Raw genomic sequence first — 23,099 nt, 5'->3', positions numbered from 1 at the left:
TCTCCAATCAGCGAGGGCGCCATCAGCGGCTTGTTCCCTCGCTGGGTAACAGGTAAGAAAGGCGATCAGGCCTAAGGCGTCAGTGGCTCACGGCAGCCGTGGCCTGTAGCGATTCGCTATCGACGCTGGCTTGGCTGGCGGCCTGGATGGCGTCGATCCAGTCGCGGCCATTGGCAGCGATATAGCTGTCCCACGTCGGCAGCACGACCTTCTGGAAGGCAGCGGTATCGACATCGGTCTCGATCTTCATGCCCTTGTCGGCCAGTTCTGCGAGAATTTTCTGCTCGTTCTTCGCGTTCAGTTCACGCTGATAATCACCGGCCTCACGCGCTGCGCTTACCAGTACCTGCTGATGTTCTGATGACAGGCTCTCGAACTTGTCATCGTTCATTACCATCAGCAGTGAGGTGTAGGCCTGGTTGGTCAGTGACAGGTAGTCCTGGACCTCATAGAAGCCCGCCGACCAGACGATGCTGATCGGGTGGTCCTGCGCGTCGACCGTACCGGTTTCCATCGCGGTGTAGAGCTCGCCCAGCGGCATCGGTACCGGATTCGCGCCCAGCAACGAGAAGGCCTCGATCAGCGACTTGTTGGAGTTGGTGCGCATCACCAGGCCCTCCACATCGGCGGGCGTCTTGATCGGGTGTTTGGAGTTGGTCATCGCGCGGAAGCCGACCTCCCAGAAGGCCAACCCCTTGAGGTTGTTTTCCTCGAGCAGTGCCAGGGCATCGTCACCGACCTTGCCGTCCAGCACCTGATAGGCCGTCTTGCGGTCCGGGAAGATGTAGGGCAGGTCGAAGGCACCCAGCGCTGGCTGCAGGCCCGCGAAGTTGGGGTTGCCGGACAGCTCGATGTCGATGGTGCCGCTGCGTACGCCGGCGATCATCTGCTGGTCACCGCCGAGGACCCCATTGCCGAAGATGTTGACAGTGATCTCGCCATCCGTGCCCTGCTTGACCAGCTCGGCAAAGCGCTCCGCTGCCTGCTGTTGGGTATCAGTGGTCGGGGCGGCATGGGCCAGCTTGAGTGTCATCTGGGCATGCGCAGCACTCAGAGGGGCGAGCAACAGCAGGCTGGCGAGGGTCGTCTTGATCATGGGTGTCATTGAATGGCTCTCTTGTTGTCTTTATGGCGGCTGTTTCAGCGGATAGCTGTCTTTGTTGATGGCGTGTCGTTGGCGTCTTGCCTTCTTCTGTCCTTTTCTCCGGCTTGGTGGTTGTCACGGGGTCAGTCGGTCATCCAGTAAAGCGGTGCGGTGATGATCTGCGGGAAGGCGACGAACAGCAGCAGGATCGCGACGTAGGCGAGGGCGAAGGGCGCGACGCCACTGACCGCCTTCTCGAACTTGAGGTTGCCGACGCTGGTGATCACGTTGAGCACGTTGCCGACCGGCGGGGTGATCAGGCCGATGGCGCAGTTGAGGACGAACATGATCCCGAAGTAGACGGGGTCGATACCGGCCAGCTTGACGATGGGCATCAGGATCGGCGTGAGCACCAGAATGGTCGGCGTCAGGTCCATCACCATGCCGACCACCAGCACGATGGCCATGATGGCGAGCATCAGGATGCGCGGATCATCGGCCAGCGGCTCGAGCAGTCCGGCGACCATCAGCGGCAGCTGGGCGATGCTGATCAGCCAAGAGGCCACCATCGCCGCGGCGACCAGAAACATCACGATGGCGGTGCTGCGGGCGGCCTGGGCGAGCACGGCGTAGAGCTGGCTCAGATCAAGCTCTCGGTAGACCACGGTGGCGACGAATATGGCGTAGACTGCGGCGACCACACCGGCTTCGGTCGGGGTGAAGATGCCGCTCTTGATGCCACCGATGATGATGACCGGCAGCATGATGGCCCAGAAGCTGTCCTTGAGTGCCTTGAGGCGTTCGCGTCCGGTGGCTTTCTTCGTGACGACCAGGTCTTCCCTGCGCGTCATGAACAGCCACATCACCACCAGGGTCGCACCCATGATCAGCCCCGGCACGATGCCGGCGAGGAACAGTTTGCCGATGGAGATGCCACCGGCGACCCCGATAATGATCAACGGAATCGAGGGCGGGATGATCGGTGCGATGATGCCACCGGCGGCCATCAGGCCGGAGGAGCGCCCCAGTGGGTAGCCGGCCTTGCGCATCATCGGTAGCAGCATGCTGGCCAGCGCCGCGGTATCGGCGACGGCGGAGCCGGACAGACTCGCCATGACGATGGCGGCGAAGATGGCGACGAAGCCGAGCCCGCCCTTGCGGTGGCCCACCAATGACATCGCCAGGGTGACGATGCGCTGAGACAGCCCACCGCGCGACATCACCTCGCCGGCGGTGAGGAAGAATGGAATGGCCAGCAGGGTGTAGCTGTCGGCACCATTGACGAGGTTCTGGGCCAGAATCTGCGAGTTGAACAGATCCAGATGCAGCATCAACACGATGGCACTGACCAGCAGGGCGAACGCGATGGGGAGGCTCAGGCCGATGGCGGCCAGCAGTGAGCCGAGGAAGAGCCCGATGGTCATGGCGTGTCTCCTTGCGAATCAGAGGCATGGCGTGGCGCGATCTGTGATGTGACGCCATGCAGTGCCAGCGGCGTCAACAGACGCCAGAGCAGGATCAGTGACATCAGCACGCCTGCCATCAGACCGGCGAGATAGAAGACGCCGACCGGAATGCCGCTGATGGGAGAGAGGTTGCTCCAGTTGAGCACCGTCTGGGCATAGCTGCCCTTGAGCAGCATCAGACAGCAGCCGAGCATCGCCAGGGTCACCAGCCGATCAAGCCCGGCGCGCATGACCGCAGGCAGCTTGTCGGCGAAGGTGTTGACGCTCAGGTGCTCCTGGCGGATCAGCGCGGTGACGGCGCCCATGAAGGTGACCCACACGAACAGGAAACGGGACAGTTCGACGCTGATCGAGATGCCGCTGTTGAAGCCGTAGCGCAGCACGACATTGACGAACACCAGCACGATCATGGCCACCAGTGCCATCACCATCAGCAGGGTCAGGAGCTTTTCGAGCCCCTTGAACAGTGCCGTGATGCCGACGGCAATGCTCGAGGAGGCGGCCACGTGCTTCGCGGTTGTCTTTTGCTGCGCGGCGCCAGCGGCCCTGGCCTTGTGGGGCTCGGTATGTGTGGCAGGTTGTGCCACAGAGTGCGGTTTGATCGGCATGGATAACGGCATCTCTTGGGTCAGTTTGCTCATCGTGTCATCCCCGAAGGAAGCATCTCGATGACGGTGCGGCAGCGCTGTCACCCCTCAAATTGCAGCGATCAGGACGCTCCCGCGTGTCGGTGGCTGGAACGGATGACCAGAACTGATGGCAGGGGCTGATGAAAGCTATCAGCGCGCATCCGCCAGAGCGGTCTGGAACTCTGTCACCACATCCGCATCCAGCGCCTGGGTGTGCTGCTGGATCACCGGTGCGAGAGCCTCTCGCATGCGCTGGCGCTCACTGTCCGCGACCACATTGACGGCCATCTTTTCCTCCAGTGCGCTCAACAGCTCATCGTTCAGCTGGCGGCTCTGTGCGCGCTGATAGAGCGTGGCTTCACGGGCGGCCTCGCGCACCAGCTGGCGTTGAGCGTCATCGAGTGACTGCATGAACTGACCGGAAGCGACCAGCACCTGAGCGTCGTAGGCGTGTGCGGTGCGCGACAGATACTTCTGGACCTCGAAGAAACGCTTGGCGTCGATCACGGTGTAGGGATTTTCCTGACCATCCACGGTGCGGGTCTCCATGGCGGTGAATAGCTCATTGACTGCCATGGGTACGGCGTTGGCGTTCAGCCCATTGAAGAGGTCGATGTAGAGGGCGTTCTGCATGGTGCGAATCTTGAGGCCCTCGATATCCTCGAGCGTCTCGATGGGGCGGCGACTGTTGGTCATGTGACGGAAGCCGTTCTCCCAGTATTCGAGCGCCACCAGCTGCTTGTCATCGAGGCTTGCGAGCAGGGCACGGCCGGCTTCGCCATCCAGCACCGCATCGGCATGTTCACTGTCATCGAACTGGAAGGGCAGGCTGACGATGTTGAAGTCCGGGTTGAGGCTGCTGAGCGTCGCTGTGGAAGGCGCGGTGAAATCCAGGGTTCCGGATTGCAGCATCGAGGTCATGTTGACGTCGTTGCCCAGGATGCCGTTGGAGAACACCTTGACGGTGATCTCGCCTTGCGATTTCTCCTCGACGAGCTCAGCGAATTTCTTGGCACCCAGTGTCTGTGGGTGGGAGTCCGGCAGACTGGTGCCCATGCGTGCGGTGATCTCGGCGTGGGCGGCGGTGGTGAAACTCAGCATCAGGCCCAGACCCAGGGCAGAGGCTGTCTTGATCAGGGCGTTGCCTGACAGGGAGTGGCAGGTAAGCATGGCGAATTCCTTGCAGTTTGTTGTTATGGAGACTGTCCTGAAAAGCCTGTTGTCATTGAGGCCGACAGCGTGGCGACTCGGGTGATATCGGCTGAATGCTAGGCGCTGGTGTCCAGCGAGTAGCGGCGCACGGCGTTGTCGCAAAACAGCTTGAGGCGGTGTTCAGGGCTCAAGCCGCGGCTCAAGTCCTTGAAGGCTTGCCAGAGCGTATCGAGCGATGTCACCAGCCCATCGACCGGGAAGTTGCTGGCGAACATCACGCGGTGAACCCCGAAATGCCGCAGGACAATCTCGAAGACCTCGCGGTTGTCTTCCAGCCGCCAGGGCTGACCCGCGACGCCGAGGCCCGAGAACTTGATCATCACCTGTGGCCAGGCAGCGACCTTGTCGAGGGCACGCGACCATTCACGGAGGGTGTCGGGATGACGATCAACCGGGACACCGGCGTGGTTGATCACCACCGGCATGTCCGGGTGGCGTTGCAGCAAGGGCAGCAGTTCCTCGAGATGCCACCAGGGCACCTGCAATTCGAAGATCAGGCCACTGCGCGCGACTTCACTGACGCCGTACTGATAGCGCGGGCAGCGCAGCGAGCCGGGCAGGGCGTGAGTCGCCAGTCGCGGATCATGACGCTCAAGCGCTGTCGGCTTGTGACGCACTCCCTTGACCATGGCTGACGTGCACAGCTGCTCGAGCTGCTCACCGATGTCATCCTGATCCAGCCAAGCCTGGGCGATCATGGCGTTTGGCCAGCCGCTCTCGCGGGCGGTCTTTTCAATCCAACGCACTTCCTTGAGCGCATCGCCCCGTGCCCATTCCGCTTCCATGTAGACACACCCCAGCATGCGATGGACCTCGCCCGCCGCCTGGTGATGCTCGGCGGGCAGGTAAGGGCGACGGATGGCGGCATAGTCGCCGTAGCGGAAGGGAATCATCGGTTCATCACACAGCCAGGGATGATAGTTCTGCGTCGGATCCCAGACATGCATGTGGGCGTCGATGATCGGCAGGTCCTTGTCCCGCTGCGTGGCCAGATAGCGCTCACGCTGCTCGCCCAGTTCGGCAAGCGGCGCGGGTAGCACCGGGGCTTGGAGTGCGTCAGAAAGCATGGCGAGCTTCCTCTGTTAGCGAGTCAAACGCGCGTTATCAGCGCGCGAGGGCAGCGTCGATGCGCTCCAAGAGCTCGCTGCCGTGCTTGGCGGTGAACTCGGCGCGTACCGGCTCGGCGACCTTCGCCTGCATGCTGGCGGTATCGGGCTCGCGCACGACCTGCATGCCCTGTTCCTCGAGGAAGGCCAGATCGCCCTGTTCATTGTCATGATTGAGCTGGCGCTGATAGCGGGCTGCTTCGCGGGCTTCTTCCTTGATCAGCGTCTGCAGTTCGGGGGCGAGGCTGTCGAATGTCTGCTTGTTCATGATCAAGGGCGCGGCGGTATAGGCGTGCGCGGTCAGCGACAGATGGTCCTGCACCGAATACAGGTTGGCGGAGCGAATCAGGCTGACCGGATTTTCCTGGCCGTCCACGGTGCGGGTCTCAAGCGCGGTATAAAGCTCCGCGAAGGGCATCGGAGTCGGGTTGGCACCGAGGGCCTGGAAGGCGGCGATATGCGCCGGGTTGGGTGTGGTGCGAAGTGTCAGGCCACTGATGTCATCGGCCGTTTCGACAGCACGCCGTGAGTTGGTGAGATTGCGGAAGCCGATTTCCCAGAAGGCCAGTCCTTCAATCTGTTGCGGCTGCATGGCGGTCAACAGCTCCTGGCCGATGTCGCCATCCAGCACCTGATAGGCCTGTTCGCGGGTGTCGAACAAGAAGGGCAGGTCGAGCACGTTGAGCTCGCTGACCAGACCGCTGAAGTAGGGATTGCCGGAGAGCTCCAGATCGATGGTGCCGCTGCGCACCCCGGAGATCATCGCCTGGTCATTGCCCAGCTGACCGTTGGGGAAGATCTTGACGGTCAGCTCACCGTCACTGCGCTCGGCGAGACGCTCAGCGAAGCGTTCGGCAGCCAGATGCTGCGAGTCGGTGACCGGGTGCGCGTGCGCGAAGGTCAGCGAGGTAGCGGCGTTGGCGGTACCTGTCAGTGCCAGACTTGCCAACGCGGCGGTGATCAGTGATGCAGTGGTGTGACGGGTCGTGATGGTCATGGCGAACCCCTTTTCTCGTTATTGTCGTGATGCTTTTGGTACTGCTGGTGCTGTTGGTGCCAAAGCGATGCTGATGTTGCCGGTACATTGTGGGTCGGGGCCGGAGGATGGCGGAATCCACCGGTCCCTGGTTTTTCTTCTCCAGCGTTTCTATTGATCGTGAGTGCTCACAGCACCGCCATGGCGGCTGGCTGTTCTGCGTCATTGTCGTGAGACTCGAAGGCGACGGGGTTGCGTAGTGCGCGCCCGAAGGCCGGCAGCTCGATCTCGAAGCGGTCGCCGTCCTGTACCTTGATCTGATCGGCGAAGCTCAACGTGGCGGTGCCGAAGAAGTGCACATGCAGATCACCTGGCGCGCGGAACTGGGCGTACTTGAAGTGGTGGTGCTCCAAGTTGGCCAGGCTGTGGGCCATGTTGGCCTCACCGGTCAGGAAGGGTTTCTCCCACAGAGTCTGGCCTTCGCGAGTAATGCGGCTGGTGCCTTCCAGGTGCTGCGGCAGTTCGCCGATCAGCAGCTCGGGACCGTAGCTGCAGGCGCGCAGCTTGGAGTGGGCGAGCCACAGATAGTTGGCACGCTCGGTGACATGGTCGGAAAACTCATTGCCCACGGCATAGCCGATGCGGTGCGGCTGGCCATTGGTATCGTTCACGTACAGGCCGACCAGTTCGGGCTCTTCACCGGCATCCTCGGCAAAGGCTGGCACATTGATCGCGGCTTCCGGCGCGACCACGATGCTGCCGTCGCCCTTGTAGAACCACTCCGGCTGTGCGCCGACCTGGCCTGCGGCAGGCTTGCCGCCCTCGAGGCCCATGCGGAACATGCGCATCGAGTCGGTGAGGCTTGCGTCATCCTGCGCATGAGCGGCGGCATGCATGGCATCGCGGGTATCGGCACTGCCCAGATGGGTCAGGCCGGTGCCGGTCACGGTGCAGCGCGCGCGGTCAGGGTGGGTGACCGGCGGCAGCAGTTCCTGGCGATCGATGGCCTGCTTGTAGTCCACCAGAGTGTGGGAGTAGTGCTGCTCGATCAGCGCCACCAGCCCGATGCCCTGCTCGATGGCGCGCATGGCCAGCTCATAGGTGCCGCCAGGGAAGTCGACCAGGCGCAGCTGGTCGCGGCTTTCGACCACGGCGACCCGCGGGCCGTTGGCGGTGCGAAGTTGGACGAGTCTCATGATGGCTTCCTTACTCGATGACTTTAATCAATGATATTGAACTGATCGAAGTAGTCGCTGTTCAGCTCGAGGCCCAGCCCCGGAGTCTCTTCGTCGAGGTCGATGAAACCGTTCACCGGCTCCGGATCCCCCTTGAAGATGTAGTAGAAGAGCTCGTTGCCGATCTCGACATCGTGCACCGGGAAGTACTCGCTCATCGGGGAGGCCAGTGAGGCCATGGTCAGGTGGTAGTTGTGCATCTGGCCGGCATGCGGGATGACCGGCACGCTGAAGGACTCGGCCAGGGCGTTGATCTTGCGCGCGGCGGTGATGCCACCGACCCGGTTGGTGTCGTACTGGATGACGGAGACGGCGCGCTTTTCCAGCAGCTGGCGGAAGCCGTAATGGGTGAATTCGTGCTCGCCACCGGAGATGGGAATGCTGGTCAGTTGGTTGAGTTCGGCGTAGCCATCGATGTCATCGGCGATCACCGGCTCTTCCAGCCAACGCGGCTGGAAGCGTTCCAGCTTCGGCAACATGCGCTTGGCATATTCCAGGTTCCAACCCATGTAGCACTCGAGCATCAGGTCGACATCCTCGCCGATGACCTCGCGCACGGCGGCGACACTGTCGATGTTGGCGCGCACGCCTTCGACCCCATCACGCGGGCCGTAGCCGAAGCGCATCTTCATGGCGGTGAAGCCTTGATCCAGATAGGACTGGGCCTCTTCCTGCATGCCCTTGAGGTCGGTGCGATAGAGCTTGGAGGCGTAGCAGGGAATCTTCTCCTTGGTGCGTCCACCCAGCAGCTTGAAGACCGGCTTGCCGACTGCCTTGCCCATGATGTCCCAGATGGCGATATCCACTGCGGAGATGGCGGCCATGCCGATACCCTTGCGGCCCCAGGCGTGGGTGGAGCGATACATGCGCTGCCACAGGTATTCGTAGTCGAAGGGATCCTGCCCGATGATCAGCGGGGTGAGGTACTGATCGATGATGGCCTTGGCGATGCGCGGGGCGAGTGCGACGTTCCCGATCCCAACCAGGCCGTTGTCGGTCTCGATCTCGACCACTGTCCAGCCATGGAAGCGGAAAGTGCCCATGGAGTCCCCCTTGTCCCACAGCTCATCCATGGCGTTGGAGCAGAAGTGGGCGGTCGGGGGAACGGTGTGGCCTTTCCATTCGAAGACGCGAGCGCGAACCTTGGTAATCTTCATCATGTTGTCCTTGTTGTCAGTATTGGCGTGCCATGGTGAGGCGAATGAGTGAAGTGGATCTGATGGGGGCTCACCGGGAATGAGCCCCTTGGATGGTTGAGCGGTAAGTACTCGGACAAGTCAGGCGCTGAGCGTCTCGAGTCTCAGGCTGCGCAGGTTGGTACCCATGCGCTTGGCGATCGCGAAGGCATTGCGAGTCGGGTTGACGTCCGCCTTGCCCTGGCCTGCGATATCGAAGGCGGTGCCGTGGGCCGGCGTGGTGATGGGGATCGGCAGGCCGCCCTGGACGGTAACCCCGGACTTGAAACCCAGCAGCTTGATCGCGATCTGCCCCTGATCGTGGTACATGGTCACGATGGCGTCGTACTCGCCATCGCGGGCTTTCAGGAAGATGGTGTCGGCCGGGAAGGGGCCTTCGATCGGATAGCCCTGGGCGCGGCATTCGGCGACGGCCGGCGCGATGACATCGATTTCTTCGCGCCCGCAGGTGCCACCTTCGCCGCCATGGGGATTGAAGGCGGCCACGGCGATGCGCGGGTGCTCGAAGCCGGCCAGTTTCAGCGAGTCATGAATCAACTGGCTGGCATCAATGATGCGTTCCTGGGTGACGTACTCGGCAGCGTCCTTGAGCGGGATGTGCGAGGAGATACGTGAAGTCCACAGCGTCCCCAGAGTGTTGAACTCGCAGAAATAGCCTTCGACCCCGAGTTTCTCGGCGAAGAAGTGCAGCTCGTCCTCATGGCCCAGGCCGCCTTTCTTCATCGACAGCTTGTTGAGCGGCGCGAAGCAGATGGCGTCGACTTCCTCGTTCTGGGCCGCTTCCAGGCAGCGCGACAGCACCGCGAGGGTCGAGGCACCACAGGCGGCACTTTCTTCGGCCAGCGTCACATCCTCTTGTGCCACACTTTCCAACAGCATCAGTGACAGCCCCTCGTGATGGCGGGCCTCGGCGAAGCTTGTGACCTTTGGCAGGTCGGTAAAGAGACCGGCCTGACGCTGGCCCTGCTCCCACAGCCACTGATCGCCGACCAGTACGCTATGGGTCTCGGCAAACTGCTCGGGTTCCGCGACCAGGCGAGCGATCAGCTCCGGGCCGATACCGGCGGGGTCACCCAGAGTGAGGGCAATGACAGGGCGTGTTGCGGACATGAGTTCAGCCTCTTCGCTATCGTCGTTGTTGTCGGGCGTGGCCAGCAGGGCGTTTTACAGCAGACTCTCTTTCACTGACCGTCATGTCTTCAGTAGACCGTCATGAGGCACCAGGAGTCAGTTTTATTGGCCTGCTGGTTGGTTTACCATACCAGTTGCTAGAAAACTTAGCCGAGCTTGCTCAGTCTGGTCAAGGTTTCCGGCGCAATTTCGACCATGGTCGATTTGCAGGTGCGCAAATCTCGTAATGCCGATATACTGGTATGAAATATGGACCAGTGGAGGTCGCATGAAGCAGACGCCTTTCGCCTTTGAAAAAGCGCTGAAGAATCAGACCAAGAAGGAAATTCTGGCCGACAAGTTGATCGAGATGATCCTGACTGGCCTGTTGCGTGATGGGGATGAACTGCCCAGCGAACGCGAGCTGGCCCAGTTGTTTGAGGTGAGCCGCGAGACGGTACGTGGTGGACTGGCGCTGTTGACGGGTTATGGTCTGCTGAATGTCTCGCACGGCAGCAAGTCACGGGTCTGCGCCAGTGAGGCCGTGATCGACAGTTTCCGCAATCATCCCGCGCGTCAGCAGGGCGATGAACTGAACAACCTGGATATCGAAAGCGTCTTCGAGAGCCGAATCGTGGTGGAATCGGCCATTGCCCGCCGTGCCGCGCGGCATATCGATGAAGCTGGGCTCAAGAAACTGGACGCCCTGCTGGAAGCCCAATCACAGCACTTCGACTCACCGGTGAACTTCCAGCTCTCGGATCAGAACTTCCATCATGTGATCGCCGAATACTCGCGCAATGAGATCCTGATTCGCTATGCCGATGAGCTTTACACCTACGCGCTGAACATTCGCCGTCAGGTCATGGCCGAGCATGGCTCGATCAAGCGCAGCTACGAAGAGCACGTGCGCATCGTCGAGGCGCTTCGCGCCGGCGACCCCGACGCCGCCGAGCGCGCCATGCTCTCTCACATCGACAGCGTCTATTACACGACGCGCGACAAGATGCCGCGCTGATCACGCAAGGAAGGTAAGAGCCTGACAGCCCAGGCTGGGGCGGTGGGCCCAGTATTCATTAGCTCAAGGTCACTGGGCTTTTCCGTGCTCAACGCTGATCACTCAATACTCCACTCCCGTCATCACCCAGATGATGCGGGTCTCGGTCTCGCCGGGGTTGCGAATCCAGTGGGGTTCTTCCCCGGTCAGCGAGAAGCTGTCACCCGGGTTGAGGAGGAAGACCTGCTCGCCGAGGGTCAGCTCCAGCTGGCCGCTCTCCACATAGCCCGCTTCTTCACCGCGTCGTTCACGCGGTGTCTCGCCGCCGCTGCCACCGGGCTGCAGGCAGGTCATGATCAGGATGAGCTGTCCGCTCAGGCGCGGGGAGAGTAGTTCTTCGCGTGCACCGATGGCGCCAAGGTTCATGGTACGACGATGGTCAGCGCGCACGATGGTTTCCTGTTCTTCCGGTGAGTCACTCCCACCCGGTTGGAAGAACCAGCTGACGCGCACATCGAGGGCGTCACTCAACGTCTGCAATACGCCGATGGGTAATGAGGAGACACCACGCTCTACTTGGCTCAAGTAGCCGACGGACTTGCCGACACGCTCTGCCAGTTGGCTGAGGGTCAGCTGGCGGGACTTGCGCAGGTCGCGCAATTGCCTGCCGATACGACGGTCTTCCTGTTCGGCACTGCTGAGCGAGGGGCTGGAAGACGTGCTGCTGGCTGATGCCTGCGAGGAGTCTACGTCCGGGGTCATCGGGTTTCCTCTTGGCAATGGGAGCTCTCAGTCAGAGAGTCATCTTTCATATCAATGAAAAGCATGACGCTGTTTTCATCAGCAAGCGTATCAGCATGTGGCGTGGAGAGATAAGTCGCTGTCGTTATCCAATTGTCTTATCAGGCATGTGTCTTGTCAGACAAGAATCGATTTGCGGCTTGAGGCGGATTTTCATTAGAAGTCGATACACAAAAGGCCAGTCACGATGACTGGCCTTTTGCATGAGCGCTGCGGGTGAGAATTACGCGGCTGGCGTAAAGGCCGGCCGCTGCTTGCGGAAGGCCTGTTTGCGGGTGATCTTGCCTTGCTCGATGGTGAAGAGGTCGACGCTATCGGCTTCGACGCGCAAACCATCCGGCTGGGTCGCCATGAAGGTGCATTCGGAGACGACGCGCTGGTCAGCGAAGAAGAACTCGCCCTTGGCCCACTGCACATCGGGCATGGTGGTCCAGGTATTCACGAAGGCATCGCGTACGGCGGCCTTGCCGACGATACGCGTGCCGTGCGCCTCATTGCCGGACACGGTGTCGAACACTACATCATCGGCAAAATATTCCATGACTTCATCGATGGCGTGGCGGTTGAAGGCATCGAACATGGCAGTCATCTGTTCACGATTCATGGTGGAGTCTCTTGTGGGGTGCATGCCGTCCTGGCATGTCAGGGAGATAACCGCACACGCCATTGGCATGCCGCGGGGTGAGTGGTGTTGGGTCCTGCTAAATCAGGGCAGCGGGTGTCGTCAGCTCACCTTGTCCAGCACTTGGAAGTACTTGTAGAGCAGGTGCTGGCCCATGCGCCGAATCGGACGCAGTGGATGAGCGGGCAGGGGAGAGTTGAAGATCGGCAGATGGACCTCCGGCAACGACTGTCCGGCGATCAGCGCGGCCAACTGCCTGGAGGCATAGGCCGAGAATGAGACGCCGTTGCCGCTGTACCCCTGGGAATAGAAGATCTGCTGCTTGGGGTCCGGCTGCACGATGCGCGGCATCATGTCGTGGGAAATATCCATCCAGCCATGCGAGAACCATGGGGTTTCGATGCCGGCGATCGCCGGGAACTTGCGCGCGATAGCGTCATGCACCACGTCCAGATGCCGGGCGTTCTGGGCATCGGCGCCACTGATGGCACTGCGTGTGCCGATCTGCAGGCGTTTCTCCGGCAGCAATCGGTAGTAGTAGCGCAGCTTGCGAGTATCGGTGGCGAAGATGGTCGAATGCAGACCGCAGGCCTCGATTTCATCGTCTGTCAGCGTGCGCGTCCACACCGAGTTGGCCATGATCGGCATGTTGCGATAGGCCGTCAGCGAGTGAAGGTTGGGGCTGGTATAGCCTGCGGTGGCGATTCCCACTGCACGCGCCTTGACCGTACCTCCTGGTGTCTGCAGATAGTGGATGCCATTTTCGGTCGTCCAGAGCTGCACCGGATTGCTGGTGTGGATTCTGGCACCATGGCGTCGTGCGATGCGTGCATAGCTGTAGGCCAGCTTGAGCGGCTGCACTGCGATGCCCTCAGGCTCCAGCATTGCACCATGACTTTCCTGATCGCCCATGAAGTCGCGATGCACCGTCGCGCGGTCCAGTATTCTGGTCCGATAGCCAAGGATGTCGTTGCACAGGCGTGATTCGGCCTCGAGGTGTTGCATCGCCTGCGGGCTGTGGGCGTTCAGCAGGTTGCCCAGTGGCTGAGGCTCGCAGTCCACCTCCGGATCCTGAGTCAGGGACTTGAAGACCTCGAAGCCCTCCAGGCTGTTGGCGTGCAGCTGGCGCGCCATGTCGGCGCCCCATTTCTTGACCCACTGGCTGCGACTCAGGCGCCCCCATGCCAGATGGCCCTGGCCGCCGTTGCGGCTGGTGCAGCCCCAGCCAATCTGGTTGGCTTCCAAGACCACCGCCTTGATGCCATGTTCACGCGCCAGGAACATGGCCGTGGCAAGGCCGGTGAAGCCGGCACCGATCAGCACCACGTCGGCCTCCATGTCATTGCTGACCGGACCATCGTCCTCGGGAGGCGGACCGGCGTGGTAGCGCCAGTAGCTCGGTGCATAATCCACACCCTCGCCCGGGGAGCTGTCCTTGAGAGGGTCGTAGTGAGGGTTGTAAGGCTGCTTGACTGTCATGTTGGTCACCATCCGAATTGTTGTTGGCGATCGTTGCTGTCGGTGATCAGTGTCATTGGTGATCAATGTCATTGGCGATCAATGGCGGTGAATGTCCAGAGAGCTGTTGCGCTCTGGGGTTCCTCCTTGCCCGAGTCGACTTGAGGCCTATCTGCCGCTTCAGGTCGCGCCCGGGATGGGCTGGCGGCCCGGTGAAGAAAGGGTGGTTGGCGTAGTGGCAGTCGTAGTTGTAGTCATAGTCGCTGGCGTCTCGGATGTGACACCGTGCGTGGCTGCCGACTTGGAGGATTCGCCAGGGACTGGTTTGACTTGAGGGGCTGGCTGCATGGCCGTTGCGGGCTGCTCGTGGGTCGCCTTGAGCATGCGATAGACCGAGAACATGTAGGCGATGCTGACAATGAAGAAGGGCGCGCCGACCACGATCGCCAGGCTCTTGATGGCGTTGAAGCCACCGGCGAGCTGGAAGACGATGCCGGTAATGCCGATGATCACGCCCCACAGCAGCCGCATCAGGATCTTCGGGTTCTCGTTGCCATTGGAGACCTGCATGGCCGAAAAGAACGAGGCCGAATCCGAGGTGGTGACGGCGAAGACGACGATGTTGAACAACACCGCAAGGCACAGCCACCAGCCGCCGGGCATGCTACCCAACAGTTGGTAGATACCGGACTCAGGATTGCCCTGCACGCTGTCCCACAGCGGCACGATCTGATTGACCTCGGCATAGCCGGCCGAACCGCCCCAGATGCTGAACCACACGATGGCCAGCAGCATCGGCACCACCACCACGCCGAACACGAATTCACGCAGGGTGCGGCCACGGGAGATACGCGCGATGAAACCGCCGCAGAAGGGGATGTAGGAGATGTACCAGAGCCAGTAGAAGATCATCCACCAGCCCACCCACTCACGCTGTTCGAAGCTGCCCGCGTCGGTCCAGAACTGATTGACGAACACCGAGCCGAAGTAGTCGCCGAACTGCTGGGTGATCATGTTCAGCAGGTACTGGGCTGGGGCATGACCAAAGGCCAGCAGGGCCAGCAATATGGCACCGGCCATGACCATGTTGAGCAGGCTGAGGTACTTGATACCGCGCTCGATACCGGTCGCTGCTGATGCCACATAGGCGATGATGATCACCAGCATCACCATGGCCTGACCGAAGGCACCGAACTCGAGTCCGAACAGCACCTTCAAGGCATAGCTGATGGAGGTGACACCCAGCCCGATCATGGTGGCATTGCCGCCGATGGTGCCGATCACGCCCAGCCCATTGGCAAGCTTGCCCCACAGACTGCTGTTGCAGCGCTCTCCCAAAAGACCATAGAGACCGGTGGCCACTGTCAGTGGCTGTCCCAGACGATAGGCCGGAAAGGCGATGGCCCAGGCGGCCACGGCAAACAGTGCCCAGCCATGCATGCCCCAGTCCATCAGCGTGTCGAGAATCGCGGTCGATACCCCGGCCTGCTGGCCGACTTCATTCAGGTCTTGCACATGGGACGAGGTGTAGAGATGCGTCAATGGCTCGGCGACGCTGAAGAACACGAAGCCGATGCCCAGCCCGCAGCTGAAGATCATCGAGATCCACGCCACATAGCTGAATTCAGGGCGTGAATCATCCGGCCCGAGGCGGATACCACCAAAGGGGCTGAGTAGCAGGTAGAAGCTGAAGATCAGCGTCGCGGCCACACCGAGCACAAAACTCCAGCCGAAGTTGAAGATCAGGAAGTCACGTATGCCGGACAGTGCCGCGCCGGTCTGTTCCGGCGCCGCCAGGGCATAGATCATGATCAGGGTGTAGATGCTGAGGACGGGCCAGAAAAGCCCCTTGTCGTAGTCGCCAAGCAGACCGGATGAACGTTCAGCAGCGTATCCGGTCGCCTGCTCGGCTACAGCGGGATTGCGTGTTGCTGTCACTGGGTTGCCTCCAGGCAGGGCCTCGATCTTCCCGTCCAGACCTCGTCAGATACCCGACGAGCCAATAGGAATTCCGAGAGCGGATCTTGTTGTTGTCATGGAGCGAGGAGCGGGAGGTCGCCATTGATCCAGCAGGCAAGACCTCTTCTTCGTCGTCAGTGAGTACGCTACCCACCGTCAGTCAGTGCGCTACCGCTGATACAGCACTTGATGAATCTCCTCGCGTCACAAGTGAAAATAGGAGGCAGGCAAGATCATTCAAGTGAAATATTCAGATTTTTTTTCATTTATATGTAAATAATTGCCCTGTGGTCGCCAACTGCTTGATCGCCATGCGAAATTCTCCCGTGGTGTCACCTAGTCCGATGGTAGTAGACGAACGCGCGACGGGGTGGGAGGGGATAGGAAGGCACGTAGGCAGTGAAATCGGGAGAAGTAGAGGAAGTAAGAGCAGAAGGGGGAAAGGATCAATGCTCATGAGCTGGTGATTCTCATCCAGCGCTCTGGACCAGATCGGGTATCGCTCGCTCGGGCATGAAACTGATATCTCAAGACGCAACGCCGTGTGCCAACGTGAGTTTGGCGGCTGTCCATTGTTTTCCGCGGCCTGGACCCAAGGTCATATTCACTGTTTATTCGAATGAGTGAATACATTGCTCATCCTGACCCGAACGTTCACCGGAAAAGGAAAGCACCTCCATGGCAATAACCACATCTTCGTCAGCGTCCGTCTCCGAGATCATTGTCGATTCACTACTTGAGGCCGGCGCCAAGCGTTGCTACGGCATCGTGGGTGACACCATCAATCACTTCACCGACGCCATTCGGCGCTCCGAACTGGAGTGGGTGCATGTGCGGCATGAGGAGGTGGCCGGTTTCGCGGCAGGGGGCGAGTCGTTCATCAGTGGCGAGCTTTCCTGCTGTGCCGGTACCTGCGGGCCGGGCAGCACGCACTTTCTGAATGGATTGATCGAATCACATCGCAACGGCGCACCGGTGGTGTTCATCGCTTCGCAGATCGATACCAGTGAGATGGGCGTCGGCTTTCCGCAGGATGTGGATCAGAAAGCGCTTTACTCCCAGTACAGCGTGTTCTGTGAATACCTGACCAACCCCGAGAATGCCCGCCGCATGGTGGTCATCGCGGCGCAGAAGGCGCTGGCGGAAGGCGGGGTCGCAGTGCTGATCGTCCCGGGCGATCTGTTCCCGCAGAAACCCAAGGCTTCATTGCCGTGGCGCGCCCATCGCTTCTCGCCGGTGATTCGTCCGAGTGAGCAGGAGCTGGCTGCCGTCGCCGAGGCGCTGAATGCGCCGGGCAAGGTGTCGATCTACGCCGGGGTCGGCTGTCAGGATGCGCAGGAAGAAGTGCTGGCATTGGCCCGTCGCCTCAAGGCACCGGTGGCCTGGACGTCGCGTGCCAAGGACTTCATCGAGCCCGACAATGAACTCGAAGTCGGCATGACCGGCGTATTCGGGCTGCAGGGCGGCTACGAGGCCGTCGCGGAGTGCGACACCTTGCTGCTGCTCGGCTGCAGCTTTGCCTGGACCCAGTTCTATCCGGACAAGGCCACCGTGATCCAGGTGGATTTCGACCCCGGCAAGATCGGTATCCGTCATCCGGTGGATCTCGGTGTCGTCGGTAGCGTCAAGGACACCTGCGCGTCGCTGCTGACCCGCGTCGACCCTCGTGATGACAGCGCCTGGCTCGACAGCTGCCGCAAGAAGTATCTCGAGGCGCGTGACGATGCCGCCGTCACCTCCGATGATGAGCGTCTGATTCACCCGCAGGAGCTGACACTGGCGCTGGATCGCCACGCCAGCGAAGACGCCGTGTTCACCGCCGATGGCGGCAGCCCGATGGTGTGGTGCCTGCGTCATATTCGGGCCAACGGCAAGCGCCGCACGCTGCCGAGCCTGATGCACGGCACCATGGCCAATGCCTACCCCCAGGCCATCGGCATCCAGAAGGCCTACCCGCAGCGTCAGGTGATTGCCATGTGTGGCGATGGCGGGCTCTCGATGCTGATGGGGGACCTGCTGACCCTCAAGCAAGAGAAGATCCCGCTCAAGATCGTTATCTTCAACAACAGCACGCTGGGCTTTGTCGAGCTTGAGCAGAAGGTCGAGGGCATCCTGGATACCTACACCGAACTCGAGAACCCTGACTTCTCGCTGCTGGCGCAATCCATGGGGCTGTGGGGGCGTCGCGTCGAAGAGAAGCACGAGCTGGATGAGGCGGTGCAGAGCCTGCTGACCCAAGATGGCCCGGGGGTGCTTGAGGTCAAGGTCAACCGCATGGAGCTGGTGATGCCACCGCATGTGGAGGTCGGCCAGGTCGCCTCCACCGCGCTCTACTCCGCCAAGGCGGTGCTCAATGGCCGCATGGATGACGTGGTCGACCTGGTGCGCAACAACTTCACCGGTCGGTAAGACATGCTGACAAGACATCACTTACGCAAGTTTGTGTAATAGCCAGACGACAAGGCCTCGATCCTGTAGATCGGGGCCTTGTTTTTGTTGCAGCAATTGTCTACTTGCACAGTTCAGATCATCGCAGCATCACTTCCATACCTGAGATGAGAAGCCGCGCCAGTAGTCATCCATGTCGCGATAGCTGGTCATGTCATACAGGCTGAACTTGCGGTTGAGGCGAGCGCCACCATCGCGGGTCAGCGGGTTCCAGGCCAGGCCGACAGTGTCGCGGCTGGAGTGCATGAAGAAGGCATCCAGCGGCAGCACGATGTAGAGGCCCTTGTCGAAGCTACCCTCGCCGAAGTCGTCGCCGGCATCGGTGAAGGTGGCCCATGCGCCCATGCGTGCACCATTGGCGAAGCCGCGTGAGACATCCAGCGTCATGCCGACATCTTCTGCCAGGTAGCGGCCGAAGCTGGCCTTGGCCAGCACGTCTTCATAGCCGGTATCCCAGTAGATGCTGGCATGGCCAGTGGTGGTCGAGTAATCGCGCAGGCCGAACTGCTGATCGAATTCGCGCTGCTTGACCCAGTTCACATCGACCCCGTAGGCCAGTGGAGAGCCAAGCGGACGATAGAGCACCTCGGCGCCGACACCGGCATACATCATCTCCAGAATGCCGCCGTAGGCCATGCCATACCAATCACGCCCGAACTGGTGGGTACGGGTGTACTGCAGGTTGTCGATACCGACGTCGGTCTCTTCGATATAGCGACCGATATAGGAACGAACCCTGGGCAGCTTGGAGTCCGAGATGTAATCGAACTTGTCGAAGTTGTCGAACAGGGTCAGCTGTGCCGAACCGGATAGCCAGCCGTGACGATCGGTACGCCAGGCAGCGGAGCCGCGCAGATAGGCCTGATACAGATAGCCATCCGGGCCGCCGATGTTCTGGTTGAGGCCAGGCGAGAAGCCGGCGCTCCAGCGATCATCAGGATTCTCGAGTAGCACCTTTTCCCCGCTGTAGCGGGCCGCACCCTGCGCCTCGTCCGAGTTCGGCTCGGTGGCCGCCAATGCATAGACGCTGTGGGTATAGCGCAGCTGCTGGCGCGCATCGTGACCGGCATTGACGATATCGGCACGCTGGTGGATGTCCTCGCGGGTATCCAGGCCGCCGGAGCGCAGGCGGTAATGGAAGCTCTCGAAATAGTCATCCAGCCGGTTGTGCAGCACGCGGTTGGCACGCCCTTCGGCCTGAGCGGTGGAGCGGAAACGCGTGCTCTCGCCACTGACGATCAGCGCCGTACCTTCACGCGAGAGGCTATCGACACGAATGCCGGATTGCGCCTGAATCTCGCGGGAGAGCTCAGGCCAGCTGACCTGGTTGCGCGTGGGGGCCTCGGCATTCAGGCGCTCCGGCGGGCTATCCAGCTTGGCCTGCGAAAGCCCGGCGAGATCCACCCCGAAGTTGACGCCGAACATCGCGGTATTGCCACGCTCCCAGCCGGCCTTGACGGTCAGGTTGTCGGTCACGCTCAGGCGGGCGCCCAGGTTGATCGGACTGTCCTGCGCTTGATCGTTGTCCTGCGGCTCGCTCTGATAGTCATTGCCGTCAAGCTCTGCCATCAACACCAGCGGGTCCCACGGTGTCTGCCATTCCACGCCGCCGAAGATACCGACATCACCCTTGAACAGGCTGCTGAGGGAGAACTCACCGCCTTGATCGCCGCCGGTCTCGCCGCGGCCGGGGCGGTCGTTGTAACTGTCACGCACCCAGCCGAGCGGATTGCTGACATCACCGCGTGAGCCGAGATAGCCCCAGCCCAGCCCCAGCGTGAAGTCGAGGTCATACCAGCGCTTGCTGGCGACCAGGTACTCACTGCCGAACAGGCTGGTACCGCCCATGTCGCGGAGACCGACCGCGACTTCAGGCAGATAGCGGCTCTCTTCCCACAGGCGTATCTTGGCGTCGACACCCTTATCCAGATAATCGCGGTCACCGGCGATGGCTTCGCCATACAGGCGATTGGTGACTTCCGTATAGCGGAAGCCGACCTCCAGCCAATCGAGCGGCTGGAGGCTGACGTTATAGCGCCGGTAAGGTTCGACCTGACTATAGGAGAAGTGAATGCTGCCCGGTTTCTGCATGCGCGCGGTCGGGGTCTGCATCAGGCCGACACCACCGAAGTCCGATTGCCCATGCCCGAGGCCACTGAGACGCGTCTCGATCGGCTGCGGACCATCCAGCAGGCCGGCATAGCTCATCGGCGCCAGCAGCACGCCCGCGCTGAGCATGGCCAGTTGCCGAATGACGCGCGTCAAGGGAATGAGCCGGGCACGCGCCGGTGCCATGGAAGAGAAGTGCGAATGATCCATGCTGTCTGCTGCCGTTCTTTGCCTGCCTGAGCACGAGGCGTCCTGCTGTGTCATTGTCACGTCGCTCATGGAGTCTGGCCCTGAGGATGCGAGCCACTGTCCGTGTCATCAGCGTCGTCACTGTCATTACGGTTATCACGGTCATCACTGTCAGCGTATTGCCGCGCTACCTGCAGATAGTCGCGCTGCTGCGGCTCTCCCGTGATGGCATCTACGCTGCGGCACTCCTTGCCCGGCCATTGCAGACTCAACCACTCGGGCAGGCTGCGATTGACCCAGGCGGCGGCTGCCGAGATACGCGGCATGTTGACCACGACACGGTCGCCCGGCGCCAGCGTATATGGCTGGTCGTTCCAGGCGCTAATGCCGCGTTCGGTGATTCTGCCGCCCAGCGTGATGACACTGGCGTGTTCCGAGTCCGCCTGCGCGCCCGGCAAGCCAGCGATGGCGTCGTGCAGCGTCAGGCCGGGGCGCCAGTCCAGCTGGCGCACTCCAACGCCGCTCCAGAGCTGAATGCGTGTCTCGGTCTGGCATTGGCCTATCCAGTCACCCGTCGTGAGCGGGATGTCCAGACGCGGAAAACGCCACAGCGCGATGGGGTCGATCCGCCCGAGCTGACGCCCCTCGACCGGCGTGCGGCCGATGATGTGCATCCAGTGCTTGAGGCCTTCAGCCGGCAGACGATCATCAAAGACGGCCTGCGAGCTCAGTTGACGCAGCTCGAAGAACAGGCGACGCCCCAGATCACGTGTCCTGTTGCGTGTCTGTTGGGGGGCCACGAACGCATGCGGCCACTCGATACCATTGGCTTTCGTCAGCACGCCGAGCTGGCGCGATAGCGCCTCACTGATGGTCAGCGTCTGGGCACTGGCCTCCTGGTCTTGGGATGGGCCTGACGATGCTGCCGGAGTCTCGCTGGCGAGTGCTGCGCCAGGTGGCAAGAGGGCACCGCAAGCAGAAGCGAGAATCGCTACACCAAGGGGTGCCTTCAAACGTTTTTCCAGATAGCGTTTCACGATACCTCGACTGGCAAGAGACACGACACCTCGATGGACAGAAGACACACTGCCGACTCGTGCAGCCGGGGCGGTACGCTCATGGCGCTGAAAGATTATTTCTTGGCACTTACCACCAGCCACGCGCGACCTCCCAGCTCCAATGATGAGAACCCGGCCAGGGTTGAACATCCGCCGCCCAGATTCTTGGTGCCGCATTGGCATCAGTCGCAGGGAAATCATTCACAGCAGCAACCGCATAGCGGTTGACGCTACGCGAGCCATCTTGCCAGAGGATGTTTTCCTCACACTGGGCCACTGTCTGATCACCCAACGGCAAGGCCTGCACGGAGGGGGGGGCGCATTGCCAGCTTGCCTGCCCCTGCGCGTAGCCCTCTATCCCGTCGGCGCGCTGCCAGCGTGAATGAATCGCGTAGCTGCGCGTGGTTTTGCTCCTGTCCAGCGCTGACATCAGCGTGGTCAGTGATACATCGCGTCGCATGTCCAGCAGGTCGGTGTCGAAGCCGGCGGTACCGCTCAGCCAGCCGTTCTCCAGGCGCACGAAGGCATGATCCGCGGTTTCGAAACGTGCCAGCTCTGTCGTGATCGAAGGTTGTCTTGCCGTCGATTCAACAGGCGTGGCGGAAGCGGGCAGGGCTGCCAGAGGTGTCAGCCCTGCGTGTTCTTGCTGATAGGTCGCGTCCGTTGCGTCCCTGTCTTTGCGGGTCGCTGTCTCCAGAGACGCCAGCACCACCATCCCGGTGTTGCCGTCATAGCTGAAGCGCAGCGTGGCATAGGGCAGGGCGCGCGCACGCTCGGCATCGAATTGATCGCTGCCGAGTATTGCGCTGGCCGTCTGCCCCAGCTGCCCCTGCTCAAGTGCGGAGCAGCCCCCAAGCATCAATGTGGCGGACATAAGCAAAGGGGCCGCCAGGCGGCCCCCCATCGTGATGGATTGCGGCTTCATGGTGATCAGAAGGTACCTGTAGTACCGGTGGTGCCAGTCGTACCGGTAGACCCTGTGGTGCCAGTCGTTCCGGTTGTACCCGTTGTGCCAGTGGTACCGGTGGTGCCTGTCGTGCCCGTTGTACCGTCGCCATCACCCGGCTCGCCGCCTTCATCCGGGTCACTGCCGTCATCAGGGTCGGTCGTACCGGTAGAGCCTGTGGTACCGGTCGTGCCGGTAGTGCCAGTGGTACCGGTAGTGCCAGTGGTGCCGTCGCCGTCACCCGGGTCCGTACCATCGCCCGGATCAGTGCCGCCGTCGCCACCGTCGCCCGGATCAGTGCCGCCGTCGCCACCGTCGCCCGGATCAGTGCCGCCGTCGCCACCATCGCTCGGATCAGTGCCGCCGTCGCCACCATCGCCCGGATCAGTGCCGCCGTCGCCACCGTCGCCCGGATCAGTGCCGCCGTCGCCACCGTCGCCCGGATCAGTGCCGCCGTCGCCACCATCGCTCGGATCAGTGCCGCCGTCGCCACCATCG

19 protein-coding genes are annotated in these 23,099 nt (G+C 61.4%); 2 read left to right on the top strand and 17 right to left on the bottom strand.

The features are described from left to right. Positions 1-79: 79 nt before the first annotated feature. The 9 genes from NH396_RS00095 to NH396_RS00055 all read right to left on the bottom strand — a co-directional run bounded on the left by NH396_RS00095 (position 80) and on the right by NH396_RS00055 (position 10,014). Positions 80-1,105: a TRAP transporter substrate-binding protein gene (locus NH396_RS00095; protein ID WP_253060771.1), complete on the bottom strand. Its 1,026-nt coding sequence runs from the start codon at positions 1,103-1,105 to the stop codon at positions 80-82. A gap of 122 nt (positions 1,106-1,227) precedes the next feature. Then, positions 1,228-2,508, bottom strand: a complete 1,281-nt coding sequence (locus NH396_RS00090) for a TRAP transporter large permease subunit (RefSeq protein ID WP_253060769.1) — start codon at positions 2,506-2,508, stop codon at positions 1,228-1,230. Next, complete coding sequence (locus tag NH396_RS00085) at positions 2,505-3,191, bottom strand: TRAP transporter small permease (protein WP_253060767.1); 687 nt, start codon at positions 3,189-3,191, stop codon at positions 2,505-2,507. Before NH396_RS00085 ends, NH396_RS00090 begins: the two co-directional genes overlap by 4 nt. Positions 3,192-3,329: 138 nt before the next feature. Next, positions 3,330-4,349: a TRAP transporter substrate-binding protein gene (locus NH396_RS00080; protein ID WP_253060765.1), complete on the bottom strand. Its 1,020-nt coding sequence runs from the start codon at positions 4,347-4,349 to the stop codon at positions 3,330-3,332. A gap of 98 nt (positions 4,350-4,447) precedes the next feature. Continuing rightward, the gene (locus NH396_RS00075; protein WP_253060763.1) at positions 4,448-5,458 is read right to left on the bottom strand and encodes an amidohydrolase family protein; all 1,011 of its coding nucleotides are present in this window, start codon (positions 5,456-5,458) and stop codon (positions 4,448-4,450) included. A 37-nt stretch (positions 5,459-5,495) separates the two neighbouring features. Next, positions 5,496-6,494, bottom strand: coding sequence for a TRAP transporter substrate-binding protein (locus NH396_RS00070; RefSeq protein ID WP_253060761.1), 999 nt, complete (start codon positions 6,492-6,494; stop codon positions 5,496-5,498). A 167-nt stretch (positions 6,495-6,661) separates the two neighbouring features. Beyond that, complete coding sequence (gene araD1, locus NH396_RS00065) at positions 6,662-7,669, bottom strand: AraD1 family protein (protein ID WP_253060759.1); 1,008 nt, start codon at positions 7,667-7,669, stop codon at positions 6,662-6,664. Between the two features lie 23 nt (positions 7,670-7,692). After that, positions 7,693-8,865: an L-rhamnonate dehydratase gene (locus tag NH396_RS00060; RefSeq protein ID WP_253060757.1), complete on the bottom strand. Its 1,173-nt coding sequence runs from the start codon at positions 8,863-8,865 to the stop codon at positions 7,693-7,695. A 120-nt stretch (positions 8,866-8,985) separates the two neighbouring features. Beyond that, positions 8,986-10,014: a 4-hydroxythreonine-4-phosphate dehydrogenase PdxA gene (locus NH396_RS00055; protein WP_253060755.1), complete on the bottom strand. Its 1,029-nt coding sequence runs from the start codon at positions 10,012-10,014 to the stop codon at positions 8,986-8,988. A gap of 289 nt (positions 10,015-10,303) precedes the next feature. Here NH396_RS00055 and NH396_RS00050 point away from each other — a divergent pair, with 289 nt between their 5' ends. Beyond that, positions 10,304-11,032, top strand: coding sequence for a FadR/GntR family transcriptional regulator (locus NH396_RS00050; RefSeq protein WP_253060753.1), 729 nt, complete (start codon positions 10,304-10,306; stop codon positions 11,030-11,032). 102 nt (positions 11,033-11,134) lie between these two features. Here NH396_RS00050 and NH396_RS00045 read toward each other — a convergent pair whose 3' ends face one another. The 4 genes from NH396_RS00045 to NH396_RS00030 form a co-directional block, all read right to left on the bottom strand. Beyond that, on the bottom strand, positions 11,135-11,773 hold the full coding sequence (locus NH396_RS00045; protein ID WP_253060751.1) for an XRE family transcriptional regulator: 639 nt from the start codon (positions 11,771-11,773) through the stop codon (positions 11,135-11,137). A gap of 262 nt (positions 11,774-12,035) precedes the next feature. After that, positions 12,036-12,416: a nuclear transport factor 2 family protein gene (locus NH396_RS00040; protein WP_253060749.1), complete on the bottom strand. Its 381-nt coding sequence runs from the start codon at positions 12,414-12,416 to the stop codon at positions 12,036-12,038. Between the two features lie 120 nt (positions 12,417-12,536). Beyond that, positions 12,537-13,913, bottom strand: a complete 1,377-nt coding sequence (locus NH396_RS00035) for an FAD-binding oxidoreductase (protein ID WP_253060747.1) — start codon at positions 13,911-13,913, stop codon at positions 12,537-12,539. A 159-nt stretch (positions 13,914-14,072) separates the two neighbouring features. Then, entirely contained in the window at positions 14,073-15,830 is a 1,758-nt protein-coding gene (locus NH396_RS00030; protein WP_253060745.1) for a BCCT family transporter, read from the bottom strand. 699 nt (positions 15,831-16,529) lie between these two features. Here NH396_RS00030 and NH396_RS00025 point away from each other — a divergent pair. After that, positions 16,530-18,260: a thiamine pyrophosphate-dependent enzyme gene (locus tag NH396_RS00025; RefSeq protein ID WP_253060744.1), complete on the top strand. Its 1,731-nt coding sequence runs from the start codon at positions 16,530-16,532 to the stop codon at positions 18,258-18,260. 129 nt (positions 18,261-18,389) lie between these two features. On the opposite strand, the gene NH396_RS00020 is transcribed toward NH396_RS00025, so the two are convergent. The 4 genes from NH396_RS00020 to NH396_RS00005 form a co-directional block, all read right to left on the bottom strand. Further along, positions 18,390-20,618 (bottom strand): YjbH domain-containing protein, encoded by a 2,229-nt coding sequence (locus NH396_RS00020; RefSeq protein WP_253060743.1) that lies wholly within the window; start codon positions 20,616-20,618, stop codon positions 18,390-18,392. Between the two features lie 65 nt (positions 20,619-20,683). After that, positions 20,684-21,559: a capsule biosynthesis GfcC family protein gene (locus NH396_RS00015; protein WP_253060742.1), complete on the bottom strand. Its 876-nt coding sequence runs from the start codon at positions 21,557-21,559 to the stop codon at positions 20,684-20,686. A gap of 184 nt (positions 21,560-21,743) precedes the next feature. Continuing rightward, positions 21,744-22,529 carry a hypothetical protein gene (locus NH396_RS00010; protein ID WP_253060741.1) on the bottom strand — a complete coding sequence of 262 codons (786 nt, stop codon included), beginning with the start codon at positions 22,527-22,529 and terminating at the stop codon, positions 21,744-21,746. 56 nt (positions 22,530-22,585) lie between these two features. Next, a partial coding sequence (locus NH396_RS00005; RefSeq protein WP_253060739.1) for a hypothetical protein occupies positions 22,586-23,099 on the bottom strand: 514 nt, incomplete at its 5' end.

Origin of the sequence: Cobetia sp. Dlab-2-AX, from assembly GCF_024124625.1 — a bacterium.
Classification (GTDB): domain Bacteria; phylum Pseudomonadota; class Gammaproteobacteria; order Pseudomonadales; family Halomonadaceae; genus Cobetia.
This window is presented reverse-complemented; position numbering and strand designations above follow the sequence as displayed.